Source organism: Arcicella rosea (assembly GCF_040543805.1).
GTDB classification, from domain to species: Bacteria; Bacteroidota; Bacteroidia; order Cytophagales; family Spirosomataceae; genus Arcicella; species Arcicella rosea.
Window position 1 is genome coordinate 168097 of the sequence record NZ_JBEUMS010000013.1, and the last position, 14193, is coordinate 182289.

Here is a 14193-nt window from a genome sequence, read left to right on the forward strand (position 1 = left end):
AAAATGAAATTACATTATACAATTATCGTATTCATTTACTTTGTTTGTGCGGGTTTTATCAGCTACACACAAAGTATTGATATAGATGCAAGCGGTGTACTGGTAGATAAAGCAAATAAGCCGATTGCTGGTGTTACTATTCTTGTTCAAGAAAAAAGATTAGGTGTGATGACGGATGCAGCAGGTAAATTTTCGATTAAATGTACTTCAAATGATGTCATTGTCTTCAAGAAAGAAGGATTCAATGAAGTCCAAAAAAATGCGAGTGAACTTACTGGGGCAAGTATCGTAATGAATTTGAGTTTAATTGATGCTGGTGATAATGACCAAGTATTTATCCCTTTTGGTGTAAGAAAAAAGCGAAATATTTCAGCGTCTATCAGCACGATTAAAGGCAATGAATTACCACAATTACCTTTGTCAACTTTAACAAATGTGTTGTCGGGGCGTTTAGCTGGTTTATACATCAAACAAACAGGAACAAGACCCGGAACAGATGATGCCACACTTTTGGTAAGAGGGCGTTCTTCGTACAACAGTAATCAAGAACCTCTGGTGTTGGTAGATGGTGTTGAGCGTGATTTCGTAAACATGGATTTGAATGAAATTGAAGGCATTAGCGTGTTAAAAGATGCCGCCTCGTTATCGTGGTATGGTATGAAAGGAGCAAACGGAGTAGTTTATGTAACGACCAAAAGAGGAAGTCCATCGGCCACTAAAATTTCCTTTGATATGCAAGGTGGCATTCAAAATCCTCAGCATATCACCAAACCATTGAACTCGTTCAATTATGCTACTTTATACAATCAGGCACTGAGTAATGAAGGTTTATCTCCTCGATACGATCAAGCCACTTTAGATGGTTATCAGGCAGGTACAGATTTATTCAGATACCCGAACAATAATTTTGTAGAACAATTTATCAAGCCATCAGCACCAGTTCAGCGATATGTGCTGACAGTGAGCGGTGGGAATGCTTTTGTCAGATATTTTACTTTGCTAAGTTATTATAATCAAGACGGATTGTACCAAAATGCTAACAATGAAAAATATAATTCAAACACTAATTATAAACGTTATAATTTCAGAACGAACTTAAATATTCTCCTGAATAAAACCCTAGATGTTACTTTAGATGTTGGTGGAAGAGTAGAGAATTTACAATATCCAACTGCTGGAAATGCTACATTTCTTTCTACCATTTATAATACACCTTCTAATGCTTTTCCATTGCTAAATGCAGATGGTACTTATGGTGGCAGTTCCTTGTTCAGAGCAAATCCTTTGGCGATGTTAAATGAAGAAGGAAATAATAATGATCTTTATCGTACTCTTTTGGCTACTTTGAGTGTTCGCCAGAAATTAGATAAAATCACCAAAGGGTTATCCGCTAATGTTTTTTATACTTATGATATTACGGGATTGTTTCAATCGGGTTTTAGTCAGGCTTATGAAGTATATGAATTTTCACCGACTGGCACATCAACACGATTTGGAAACAAAGCACCACTTACTTATAAAGCGACAACCTTTACTGGCAATTTAAGAAACAATGAATTATGGGCAGGTTTAGACTACGATCGTAGCTTTGGAGAACATGATTTTAAAGTTTCTTCAAGAATGCAAAGAGGAGTAAGCGCACAGCCGACTCGTTTGGATAATACAAAAGTTACTTATGCCAACAGGCTGTCTTACAGTTATAAACAACGATATTTAGCCGATTTCGTCGCCACTTATGCTGGATCACAAAATTTTGCTCCAAATAAACGTTTTGGTTGGTTTCCAGCGCTTTCTGTAGGTTGGATTATTTCGGAAGAACATTTGTTAAAAGATTTTACTTTCTTAGATTATTTAAAAATTAGAGCTTCTTATGGTGTAGTTGGAAATGACGGACTTAATGCTAGGCGATATGCTTACCGTGATTATTTTTCAAGAGGTGGTTCGCAATATGTTTTCGGAACGGGCTATAATGCCGTTTCAAACACTACTGAAGTAGAGCTTGGCAATGCTAATTTAACTTGGGAAAAAGCAAAAAAAACGAGCATTGGTTTTGATACAAGAATGTTTAAAAAAGCATTATTTGCATCTTTTGATTGTTTCAGCGAACAAAGAACAGATTTACTCACAACAGCAATTTTACCCAATATTTTAGGGCAATCTACCGTGAGCGTAAACGATGGCATTGCACAATACAAAGGTTTTGAATTGACTGTAGGATATAATAAAACTTTCGGTAAAGTCAATGTAAAATTGAATGCTAATTATACAAAATCACAAAGTAAAATTTTGGCGATTAATGAAGAAGCCGGTTTGCCAAACTATCAAAAACAGTTGGGCTATAGCATTGGCGGAGTACTACAAAGTGGTGCTTTTATCAGAAGATTTTTGATTGCTGATGGACTTTTCCAAAATCAGGCTGAAATAGATGTAGCACCTAAACAGAAACTATCAGGTACAGTAAAACCGGGTGATATTCGCTATAAAGATATTAATGAAGATGGTGTGATTGATAACCTAGATTTTACCATGACAGATTTTTCAGATATACCAAATGCTTATTATGGATTTGGTGCGATTGTTTCATGTGCTGGCGTTGATGTTTCCTTGCAATTTCAAGGTATTAACGGTAGAACAATTCAAATCAATGATTTAGTCAATGCTGGTTCTGCTTCAACAGGTTATATTAATCAGTTTAGTCCAGATGCTTGGAATGTCATGAATATCAATGTTCTTTATCCAAGATTAAGTATTGCAGACAGAGGGAATAACACTGCTAGTTCAACGTATTGGTTAAAATCAGGAGATTTTCTCAGGTTAAAAACTGCTGAAATTGGTTATACTTTGCCGACAAATTTAGCTCAAAAAATGCACTTAAAATCTTGTCGTTTTTATATCAGTGGTTTCAATTTGCTAACATTTAGTGATGTCGATAATTTACCCATCGACCCAGAAATTCCAACGTCAGGATATGGTTCAAATTATCCTTATTTAAAAACCTATTCGGCTGGAATAACGGCAAACTTTTAACCATTTTACGTCATCAGAAAATGAAAAATATCATATTAAAATACTGTTTGTTATTGTTTTCAGCCATTCTTATGGCTTGTAATAATGATTTTTTACAAGACGGAAGTATCACTGAGGGCAATATTACCGAAGACCAAGTCTGGGGAAATGATAGTTATGCCAGAGGATTTCTAAATAATGCTTACTTTACCATTCCATCGGGTTTTGATTTAGATGGAGATGGGGCAATGCTTGCGGCAGCTTCCGACGAAGCGGTTAATTCTAATGTCAATTCGTCAATCAATATTTTTAATAATGGTACTTGGGGCGCTGCCCGAACCATCAATAATGTTTATAGTGAAATGTACGAAGGACTCAGAAAAGTAAATCTATTTCTGGTGAAAGCTCCAACGGCTGTTATTATTCCACAAGATGGTCTTACTTTGGCGAATGATGTAAAAAGATTAAGAGGAGAAGCGTTCTTTTTAAGAGCCATGTTTCATTTTGAATTAGTGAGACGTTTTGGGGCCATTCCGTTGGCAACCAGAGTTTTTTCTAGGGAAGAAGATTTAAATTTACCTCGTAATACTTATCAAGAATGTGTTGACCAAATAGTTAAAGACTGCGACTCTGCTGCGGTAATGCTACCTAGTTGGACTCAGTCTTGGAGTGCCGCCAACCGTGGGAGGGCAACAAAAATGGCCGTATTAGCATTAAAGTCTCGTTTGTTATTGTATGCTGCGAGTCCATTATTTAATACGAACAACGATGTCAATAAATGGGATTTAGCCGCCAATGCTGCCAAAGCAGTTATTGATTCAAACCGTCATTCATTAATTACTCCTTATATCAATATTTTTAATTTTGGTGCGGCAGCTTATAATAATGAAGTAATTTTCGCTACACAGGCATCTAATAGAAATGATATTGAAATTAACAATGCTCCCATTAGTTTTGATGGAGCAAAAGGACGAACAAACCCCACGCAAGAATTTGTAGATGCTTTTGAAATGACCAACGGAAAACCAATTACAGATCCCACTGCTGGTTATAATCCTAATAATCCATATACTTTGCGTGACCCAAGACTGGCATTAGTGGTAAATTATAATGGTCGTTTATTTAAAAATCGAGCTGTAGAAACTTTTGTAGATGGGGCAGACGGATTGAATAAAAACGTTAATGCTACCAAAACGGGTTATTATATGCGTAAGTTTTTGAGCGAAGCCGTTACTTGGAATCAAGCTACGAATACCAGTGCCCGCCGTCCTTGGGTAGTTTTTCGATATGCTGAAATACTATTAAATTATGCTGAAGCTTTGAATGAATCGAAAGGGCCAGTGGCTGATGTGTATAAATATGTAAACCTTGTTCGTCAGCGCACGGGAATCGGAATGCCCGCCTTGCCAGCTGGATTGACAAAAGAGCAAATGCGTGATAGAATTCAAAATGAACGGAGAGTAGAATTATGTTTTGAAGGACATCGTTTCTATGATATTCGTCGATGGAAACAAGGTGACTTGCTCAATAAACCCGTTACAGGAATGAGCATCATCAAAACAAATACTGGGACATTTACTTATACTCGTTTCCAAGTGGAACAAAGAGTTTTTACTGAAAAAAACTATCTTTTCCCTTTTTCTCAAAATGATATAAACCGTCAACCTGCTTTAATTCAGAATGTGGGATATTGAATAATGTTTCTTGATGAAGAAAAAGAAGACTTCTTTCTTAATGATTGCGTATATACATAATAGTTATAGAACTCTTGTGAACAGTAGCGAGAAACAATTGTCCTTATTCTAAACTAAAATCATTTACTCAGTATTCATAGATTTTACTTTAAACTTTCAAATTATGAAACCCATAACATTAGAAGAAAATTATCCGAATGTAGATTTCACTCGGCAAGAATTGAATATCCTTAAACTTGCTTCGGAAGGACTATCGAACAAAGAGATAGGAAGTAAGTTGTGTATTGAAGAAAATACCACCAAACGCCACCGCCAAAACATTATGCGGAAAGTTGGCATCAAAGGAAAATCAGCAATGATGAAGTTGCTCATTAGCCTTGAAATGTAATTTAAAAGGTTTTTTTTTAAAATTAGCAGAAATATGGTACTAAAATGGTACCTAAGTACTATTTACTTTTCTAAAAAAATGTTCCAACTTTGTTTGAACAAAAACAATTTTTTATCCCAAGGAATGTCAATTAAAATAGGCATTCATATCACTCTCCAATGATGAAAAACATTATCAACAAAGCTTCAAATTGAAAATGAAGTGTGTGAAATAACTGTGTCCTATCAAATTTACCATGTTGTTAAAAAGCAATATGTTTAATGAATCTCCATGCCCTTTAATGTCAGTTTTAACAATCGAGTTATCTTTTAACAATTATAATATAAACTATGAAAAAAAAATTACGGATTCATAAAGTCCTGTGGACTACTATGAAAATTTCTGTTCAATCGTTATTACTAATAATAATGCTATGTGAGTTTTCTTATGCCCGTAGTTCGAATCGGGGGAAAACAATTACGGTAAAATCATCTGTAGAACAAGTGGTAACAGGAACAGTAAGCGATGAAAATGGGCTAGGTTTAGCAGGAGTAAGTGTAAAAGTAAAGGGTACAGTAAATGGTGCCGTTACGAGTACAGATGGGAAATATTCCATTGCTATTCCTAAAGAAAACACAACATTGGTTTTCAGTTCTATTGGATTTATCAGCCAAGAAATTAATGTTGGGACTAGAACTTTGGTAAATGTACAATTGATTTCGGATGTAAAATCTTTAGACGAAGTGGTTGTCGTTGGTTACGGTACTCAGAAAAAAAGTGACATTATTAGTTCTGTAGTAACAGTTAAAGCCGACAAAATGACCAAAATGGTGACTTTAGATGCAGGAGAAATGCTAAGAGGAAAAGCCGCTGGAGTAATGGTTACAACTGCTGATGCTGGTCCTGGTGGTTCATCAAATATTACTATCAGGGGAAAGAGTTCTATCAATGCGGGAAGTAGCCCAATCATCATTGCAGATGGAATTCCGATTGGTTCAATCAACGATATTAATCCTGCTGATATTGAGTCTGTTGAAATATTAAAAGATGCCGCCGCACAAGCAATTTATGGTGCAAGGGCATCAAATGGAGTGATTTTAATTGCTACTAAAAGAGGGAAGTCTGGAAGTATCAAGATTAATTATGATAGCTATTATGGTGTTCAGAATGCGAAAAGAAATTTTGATGTTTATAACGGAAGCGAGTTTGCACAACTAAAAAGAGAAGCAGATAGAGCCGTAAATGGAGGCGTTTTCAGAGCCGACAATTTAGTTTTTAGTGCAGATGAACTAGCTGCCATTGCCGAAGGAAGATCAATTGATTGGACAAAAGAAATATTTAAAAATGCTTCTATCCAAAATCATAATTTAAGCTTTTCGGCAGGAAATGAAAAAACAAAATTGTACGTAGGGGGTAATTTCCAAAATATGAATGGAATTGTGCCAACTACAAATATCAAAAAGGGAACTTTGCGCATTAATTTAGACCAAACGCTAACGAAATGGCTGAAAATGGGTGTGAATACTTCATTTCAAATCTCAGATTCAAACGACCCAAACGTAGCATTTCAAGTTAGGCAAGTAATTACGGCATCGCCATTGGGTAATATTTACAATGCTGATGGTTCTTTTAATGTGAGACCTGGAGGAAATCAAGAGAGCTTTAACCCGCTTTTAGATTTGAATGAAGTAAGTACTATAAAGTATAATCGCAACGATATTCTTAATGTATTCTTGGATTTTAGTCCCATAAAAGGCTTTAATTACCGATTAAATGTAAGTCGCCGGTCGTGGAATTATAAGGAATTGTATTATGCTACTAAAAACTCTTCAAATGGTTATGCCAATAGTTCTGGGAATGGAAATATCAGTTTTCAAGAAAATTCACAGTGGCAAGTTGAAAACATTTTTACGTATGATTTCGTCGTAAAAAAGAATCACTTTAATGTAACTGCGGTTGGCAGTATTAACCAGAATGATTATTATCAATTTAACAATGCTTCAACCTTAGTTCCAAACGATATTCTTGGCATTTATGGTTTAGGTTTTGCTTTAAAAAACACACCAAGTATCGGAGGAAATACTCGTCGATTAGTCTCAGGAGTTGGTAGAATCCAATATGATTTCGATGCTAAATATTATGCAACATTAAGTGCTAGAGCCGATGGGTCTTCTGTATTTGGTGCAAACAATAAATGGGGATATTTCCCTGCTGTAGCTCTAGGATGGAATATTCATCAAGAGAATTTTTTGCAAAATACTACTGCTATCAATAACTTGAAATTAAGAGCAAGTTATGGGAGTGTCGGTAATGAAGCCATTGCACCCTATGGAAGCTTAAGCCTTGCCAATCAACTAGATTATCTTTATGGAACAGAACAAGTTTCTGGTTTTGCACCCGGTAGTTTCTTATCAAATCCGAATTTGAAGTGGGAGACATCAACCACGTTGAATGGTGCGATTGACTTTGCTTTTTTGAAGAATAGAATCAGCGGAACAATCGAAGCATACAAAACAAGTACAACAGATTTGTTGGTGAATAGACAACTGAATGCTTCAATCGGTTATTCAACAATGAGAGATAATATCGGTGAAGTACAAAACTCAGGAGTAGAAGTCCAGCTAGATTTAATTCCTGTTCAAACCCAAGATTTAACGGTGAAAACGGGCTTTTTATTCTCAAGAAACAGAAACAAGATCATTAGCCTTTATGGCGATTTGAATAACGATGGCGTTCAGGATGATGATATTGCAAACCAATGGTTTGTTGGAAAGCCGATAGAAGTATTTTATCAACCTAAATTCTTAGGAATTTGGCAATTATCGGACAAAGCTGATGGCAAAATTGACCCTAATACTCGTAAGTTGGCAGTACCCGGCGATGTAAAATTAGAAGATGTTAATGGAGATAGGAAGATAGATATTCAAGATAATTATACTACCTCAAAATATAATGATTGGATGGGTTCTTTCAATATTTCAGCTACTTACAAAGCTTTTGATTTATCCGCAGATATTTATACAGTACAAGGTATTACAAGAAACAACCTTTACTTGTATGATTATACTTATGGAGGTGATTTAAGAGGGAACAGAAATGGTATTAAAGTTGATTATTGGACGCCAGAAAATCCATCAAATACTTATCCAAGACCCAATGCAGGCAACTCTCCAGTTGGAATGTATAACCTTGGTTTACAGGATGCTTCGTACTGGAGATTACAGAATCTATCAATTGGTTATACGATTCCTACGAAATTATTGGCAAAAGCTAAAGTAAACAGACTGAGAGTTTATTGCACAGGACAAAACTTAATAACAGTAACCAAGTATCAGTCTTACAGTCCAGAACAAGATTTATCTGCTTATCCAACCACAAGATCAATTATCGGAGGACTTCAATTGAGTTTTTAAGCAAATTAAGGAGATTTTTATTGTAGAAATAATATGAAAAAAAGAAATATCATTAACGTAATGGCACTTCTATTAGTGCTTATACAAACATCTTGCTCTGACTGGCTGAAAGAAGAAAACTTTACTCAAATCAGTTCAGATTATATTTATACAAGTGAACAAGGACTCGTTGTAGGTCTTGGAGGTTTGTATAATATGCAACGATCTTACGAAAAAATCAATTTCAATGCTAACGGAGCAAATCTGTGGCTTTATTGTGCCGATGATTTAGCAAATACAAGGACATTTAACGATGCCGCCATTTATAAAGCAAACATGACTCCCGCAGCTATGCCCGCTGAAAAATGGGCTTCGGGTTATCAGCTAATTGACAGAGCCAGTGCAATAATATCAGCAACGCCAAATATTACGATGCCCGCTACCACTAAAGATAGAATTATTGGGGAAGCAAAAGTAATTAGAGCAATGACTTATTTCAAACTCATTCAGTTGTATGATAATATTTTGATTGATACCGTTGCTACTACAACTCAAAATGCTTTTGATCCTGTTGTTTATAAACCAGCTTCCAAAGAAGAAGTGTATAAACTAATTAATGCCGACTTAGATTTTGCTATTTCAAAACTTAGCTACAATGTAAAACCAGGACAGATTGGCAAAGCTTTGGCAAGACATTTACGTGCTCAGACAGCTTCTTGGAATAGTGATTGGACAACAATGGCTACGCAATGTGATGACATTATTGCCAATAGTGGTTTGTTTTTACAGCCAATTGACAAAGTTTTTGCCCAAGATGTAAACCATAAAGAGGCAATTTATACCTATCAATTTGATGAAATATTAGGAAGTAGCGATAACCTTGCTGGTGGCGGTGACCATCACATGCCTGCTTATTTTAATGCGAGATACTACGAAATGCCGGGTGGTTATATGATTGAAGACAATGCTTGGGGAGGGAACTGCTTTGCGTGGAGTACTCCAAATGCTTATTTGAAAGGTTTGTATGACAAAAACGTGGACAAAAGATTTACGAATTACTTTTACCCAGAAATTGTAATCGGTAATAAACCTGGCACGGCTTATTATGGAAAACCACTTCCTGCATCATCGTATTCAGATAATTTCAGACAATACACTTTTAGCCTAAGGAAATACCAAGATTTCAATAAACCAGCTGGTAGAGCAGGAAGCTACAAAGATGTAATTGCTTTTCGTTTAGCAGAAACACTTTTATTGGGTGCTGAAGCGCATTGGAGAAAAAGCGGAGATACTAAAAACGCTAAAGCCTTAGAGTACATCAATAAAGTTCGTGCAAGAGCAGGAGTGCCAAATTTTGATACGATTGATCAAAAAACAATTCTAGAAGAATCTGCTCGTGAGTTGTGTTTTGAAGGAGGAAGATGGTTTCTCTTGAAAAGAATGGGTGTTTTGGTAGAACAAGTAAATAAATACCATACTTACGGTAGTGCAAGTACAAATGTTGTTATTGCACCAATGCAACCTTATCAAGTAAGATGGCCAATACCACAAGGACAAATAAATTTAATGGGAGGTACTTTTCCTCAAAATATAGGATATTAATTACCTAACCTAAATATTAAGAGGTTCAAGAATGGTAATACATCCGCATTAATGTATTATCAATTCTTGAATCATACCAATATTTTAGATAAATCAATCTGTACATGGAATTAAGAAATATGAAAAAAAAGATTATTGTTCACTGCCTTTTTTTATTAATTAGCACATTTAGTGTTTCTGCTCAAACCAAATGGGGAAAAGGTTTTGCTTTTAAACAAAATAAAAAAATGGGTCGTGGGGTAAATATCATTGGTTATGACCCTCTATGGAAAGATAGTACCAAAGCAATAATGAAAGATGAACATTTTGAACTGATTAAAAAGGCAGGTTTTAGTAATGTTCGTATCGTTATTAGTCCATTCAAATTTTCTATGAATGACTCTACTTATACTATCAATCCCAATTTTTTTATAAGCTTAGACTGGGCAGTAAAAACTGCATTGAAAAATAAGTTGATAGCAATCGTAGATTTTCATGAGCACAATGCCATGCAAAAAGACCCGATAGCTACTAAGCCAAAATTATTGGCCATGTGGAAACAAATTGCAGAACATTGTAAACACTATCCGAAAGAAGTACTTTTTGAAATAGCCAATGAACCAAACATGAAACCAGAAGTTTGGAACAATATTCATAGCGAAGCTTATAAAATTATACGTCAATCGAATCCTAAAAGAACATTGATTATCGGTACAATCAACGGGAATCAAATCAAGCATTTAAAAGATTTAACCTTGCCTGAAGACGACCGTAATATCATTGTTGCTATTCATTATTATAGTCCTATTCAATTTACACATCAAGGAGCACCTTGGTCAGTTAAAAACAAAGATTTAAGTGGGATTGAATGGACACAAAGTGATAACGAAATGCAGGCAGTAAAGCTAGATTTTGAGATAGCTCAAGAGTGGTCTAAAAAATATAATCGGCCTTTAACTTTAGGAGAATTTGGTGCTTATGAAAAGGCAGATATGGCTTCAAGAGTAAAGTGGACAAACTATGTTGCACGCCAAGCCGAAAGGAATTCTTGGAGTTGGAGTTATTGGCAATTTGATTCTGATTTTATTCTTTACGATATGAAATCTCAAGCATGGGTTGAACCCATAAAAAATGCACTGATTCCTTAGGAACAAGTATTTAACCCCAAGTAAGTCTAAAATTAACTCGAAATCAAACAATTGGAATAATGAAAAATGTAAGTATAAAGATATTAAAAAGAGTTTTTTACGGCATGGTATGTTATATCTGCTTACCCTTATTTATTTTTTCATGTGCAAGCCAGTCTGGTGGAGTTGTTCCAATAACGCCACCACCAGTAAGCCCACCTATTACTACACCCATTCCTGCGATAAATACTAATGCTACAACCGCTAAAGAAATCGTATTAGACATGGCAGCAGGATTTAATTTAGGTAATGTTTTTGAAAATGGTATCAATCCAACAAATCCATCAACCAACAAAGGAATCATTGATTTGTATTACAATGCAGGAATGAGGCATGTAAGGATTCCTACTACATGGATGGATGGTTTTAGTAATAATTTAGCAGATGCCAATGGCAATTTGAATACTTTGCATCCAAGATTTTTGGAACTGAAAGAAATCATTGATTATGCTCTTGCCAAAAAAATGTATGTTGTACTGAACACACATCATGAACATTGGCTAAAAGACCATTACGATGGTACTGCCATTTACGATACTAAATTTGCGAAATTATGGACGGGCATTGCTACTTTCTTCAAAGAATATCCCAAACAATTACTCTTTGAAGTACTGAACGAGCCAGAAGGAAATTTAGGGCAATGGAGTGGAACGGGCTATCCATTACCTACTGTTGAACAGGCTTTAGTTTATACCAGGAAAGTAAATAGTATTGCTTATAATGCCATTAGAGCAACTGGTGGAGCAAATGCCACTCGTATTGTTATGATTTCTCCAAATGGACAGGGCAATCAAGGAATGATTGAAGAAGTATATCCAACCAAAGCAAGTTTGCCAGGTGGTGGTACAGATACTTATTTAGCTATACAAGTTCATACCTATGACCCTTGGGCATTTTGCGGACAAACAGGCAATAATGCGGCTTTCCCAGGGAATACTTCTATTGAAAATGCGATTAAAAAAGTAGGGGTTCATGCTACTTTACTAGATGTTCCTATTAATTACGGGGAGTTTGGTGTTGGAAGACAATCAAATACGGCTGAACGCAATACGGATCTTGTTCGTGGTTATTACAGAGTTTTTAATCTTACGTGTAAAACACAAAAAATGTCGTTTACAGCATGGGATGATAGAGGTTGGTTTGGTCTTGTCAACAAAGAAGGAACATCTTTTGTGAACAATATTGTACCTTCGATGATGGCACAGTGATAACCCTTAATTCTAAAATTTCATTCCATGAAAAATATCATAGTAAGTACCGTGTTGATGATTGTATTGATGGCTATAAAAAATCGGCAGGAGAATTTGGATGAAGTTTATACTAACGCTATAAAAAATTATCAGGGAAAACCGTGGAATAATCAATCACAGAAGATTCCGGGTAAAATTCAATGTGAATGGTATGATTTGGGAGGGGAAGGAGTAGCCTATCATGACAAAGACAGCTTAAATAATGGTAGTGGAAAACTCAATCCAGCGAATGGTACATTTCTCAACGAATTCAGAATGAAGGAAGGTGTAGATATTTCTTATACCAAAAACAAAGATATTGATAACAGCCCTTTTAATTTAGTAGAACCCATTATTGGTGAATTATATGTGGGTTGGACAATGCCCGATGAATGGATAAATTACTCTGTAATAATTAACCAAACGGGTTTTTATACGATTGAAATGATGTACACCGCTAGTGGAAATGGAAGTATTTCTTTACTCATTGATGGTGAAGAAATAAGTCCAGAAATATTAATGCCTTCTACACGGAATGACAACGAAACGGTGGCATGGAGACAATGGCATCATTGGAATAAACTAAACACTAACATATCCAAAGAACTAAAAAAGGGAAAACATATTTTAACCTTAAAAACTGTCAAGAACGGTAACATGAATTTTGATTTTATTGATTTTAAAACGAAGTAATTTTAAAGTAATCAATAACTATAATTTTTACGCTAATTAACCAAACGAATGAAAATAACATTTTTTAGTGTTTTGATGATTCTCAGTATATCTTTTTCATCAGCACAAAACAAAGGAAAACAGAAAGACATTATTCTTTCTGTTAACGCTTATTCTTTTGCAGATTTATTGACTGCCCGTGAGCCAAGAGATAAACAACAGGTATTTTCATATTTTAATTTACTGGATTGGTGTGCTACTCAAAATATCAAGGCTTTAGATGCTACCGCTTATTTTTTTCCGACCTATCCAGAAGTACCTTCTGATGAATATTTAGAAAAATTCAAGAATCACGCAAAAAAACTTGGAATTGCTATTAGCGGAACGGGTGTTCGGAACAATTTTGCTTCCCCCGACCCAAAAATTAGAGAAGAAGGCGTAAAACTAACCAAATCTTGGATTGTTGCAGCTGCTAAAATAGGCGCTCCTGTGGTAAGAGTATTCGATGGTGCAATTCCAAAAGGATATGAAGATAAATGGGAAGAACCAGCGCAATGGATGATTGCGTGTTATAAAGAATGTGCCGAATTTGGGGCGCAATATGGCGTAAAAGTAGGAATTCAAAATCATGGAGAAATGCTTCAAACAGCAGCCCAATGCAAGTATATTTTAGAAAAAGTAAATTCTAAATGGGTAGGATTAATTTTAGATACTGGAAATTTCAAAACTGCTGATCCTTATAAAGACATCGCTGAAATGGTGCCATTTGCTATCAACTGGCAAGTGAAAGAAAGTGTATTTGGCATTGGCAGTCCTATCAGAACAGATTTCAAAAAACTCATGAAAATAATCATTGAAGGCGGTTACAAAGGATATTTACCAGTAGAGACTTTATTGGTTCGTGGAGAATCTTATGATCCTTTCAGTAAAGTGCCAGCGATGTTAAAAGAGATGGAAGAAGCCAGTAAAGCCCTTAAGTAAGGGCTTAATTACATGATATATGAGGAGAACAAAACTCGTAATGTTAAACCTATGTTATTTTTATGCTTTTCTAACTTGTGTGTA

The 14193-nt window shown here is 35.4% G+C and carries 9 protein-coding genes; all 9 read left to right on the forward strand.

Translation table 11 applies throughout. The annotated features are described in order from the left end of the window. Nucleotides 1–3: 3 nt before the first annotated feature. The 9 genes from ABID42_RS16865 to ABID42_RS16905 all read left to right on the forward strand — a co-directional run bounded on the left by ABID42_RS16865 (nt 4) and on the right by ABID42_RS16905 (nt 14109). On the forward strand, nt 4–3027 hold the full coding sequence (locus ABID42_RS16865) for a SusC/RagA family TonB-linked outer membrane protein (protein ID WP_367284673.1): 3024 nt from the start codon (nt 4–6) through the stop codon (nt 3025–3027). Nucleotides 3028–3047: 20 nt separating this feature from the next. After that, nucleotides 3048–4700: a RagB/SusD family nutrient uptake outer membrane protein gene (locus ABID42_RS16870; protein WP_367284674.1), complete on the forward strand. Its 1653-nt coding sequence runs from the start codon at nt 3048–3050 to the stop codon at nt 4698–4700. 163 nt (nt 4701–4863) lie between these two features. Continuing rightward, complete coding sequence (locus ABID42_RS16875; protein ID WP_367284675.1) at nt 4864–5088, forward strand: helix-turn-helix transcriptional regulator; 225 nt, start codon at nt 4864–4866, stop codon at nt 5086–5088. A 329-nt stretch (nt 5089–5417) separates the two neighbouring features. Next, on the forward strand, nt 5418–8480 hold the full coding sequence (locus ABID42_RS16880) for a SusC/RagA family TonB-linked outer membrane protein (RefSeq protein ID WP_367284676.1): 3063 nt from the start codon (nt 5418–5420) through the stop codon (nt 8478–8480). A 33-nt stretch (nt 8481–8513) separates the two neighbouring features. Next, nucleotides 8514–10061, forward strand: a complete 1548-nt coding sequence (locus tag ABID42_RS16885; RefSeq protein ID WP_367284677.1) for a RagB/SusD family nutrient uptake outer membrane protein — start codon at nt 8514–8516, stop codon at nt 10059–10061. Between the two features lie 119 nt (nt 10062–10180). Beyond that, complete coding sequence (locus tag ABID42_RS16890) at nt 10181–11188, forward strand: glycoside hydrolase family 5 protein (RefSeq protein ID WP_367284678.1); 1008 nt, start codon at nt 10181–10183, stop codon at nt 11186–11188. A 59-nt stretch (nt 11189–11247) separates the two neighbouring features. Then, on the forward strand, nt 11248–12435 hold the full coding sequence (locus tag ABID42_RS16895; protein ID WP_367284679.1) for a glycoside hydrolase family 5 protein: 1188 nt from the start codon (nt 11248–11250) through the stop codon (nt 12433–12435). A 27-nt stretch (nt 12436–12462) separates the two neighbouring features. Continuing rightward, complete coding sequence (locus ABID42_RS16900; RefSeq protein WP_367284680.1) at nt 12463–13149, forward strand: carbohydrate-binding protein; 687 nt, start codon at nt 12463–12465, stop codon at nt 13147–13149. Nucleotides 13150–13197: 48 nt separating this feature from the next. After that, nucleotides 13198–14109 (forward strand): sugar phosphate isomerase/epimerase family protein, encoded by a 912-nt coding sequence (locus ABID42_RS16905; RefSeq protein ID WP_367284681.1) that lies wholly within the window; start codon nt 13198–13200, stop codon nt 14107–14109. The last annotated feature ends 84 nt before the right edge of the window (nt 14110–14193 follow it).

Coding starts and splice junctions, on each gene's coding strand:
- ABID42_RS16885 (WP_367284677.1), top strand. CDS start 8,514: ATGAAAAAAAGAAATATCATTAACGTAATGGCACTTCTATTAGTGCTT.
- ABID42_RS16895 (WP_367284679.1), top strand. CDS start 11,248: ATGAAAAATGTAAGTATAAAGATATTAAAAAGAGTTTTTTACGGCATG.
- ABID42_RS16880 (WP_367284676.1), top strand. CDS start 5,418: ATGAAAAAAAAATTACGGATTCATAAAGTCCTGTGGACTACTATGAAA.
- ABID42_RS16870 (WP_367284674.1), top strand. CDS start 3,048: ATGAAAAATATCATATTAAAATACTGTTTGTTATTGTTTTCAGCCATT.
- ABID42_RS16875 (WP_367284675.1), top strand. CDS start 4,864: ATGAAACCCATAACATTAGAAGAAAATTATCCGAATGTAGATTTCACT.
- ABID42_RS16900 (WP_367284680.1), top strand. CDS start 12,463: ATGAAAAATATCATAGTAAGTACCGTGTTGATGATTGTATTGATGGCT.
- ABID42_RS16865 (WP_367284673.1), top strand. CDS start 4: ATGAAATTACATTATACAATTATCGTATTCATTTACTTTGTTTGTGCG.
- ABID42_RS16890 (WP_367284678.1), top strand. CDS start 10,181: ATGAAAAAAAAGATTATTGTTCACTGCCTTTTTTTATTAATTAGCACA.
- ABID42_RS16905 (WP_367284681.1), top strand. CDS start 13,198: ATGAAAATAACATTTTTTAGTGTTTTGATGATTCTCAGTATATCTTTT.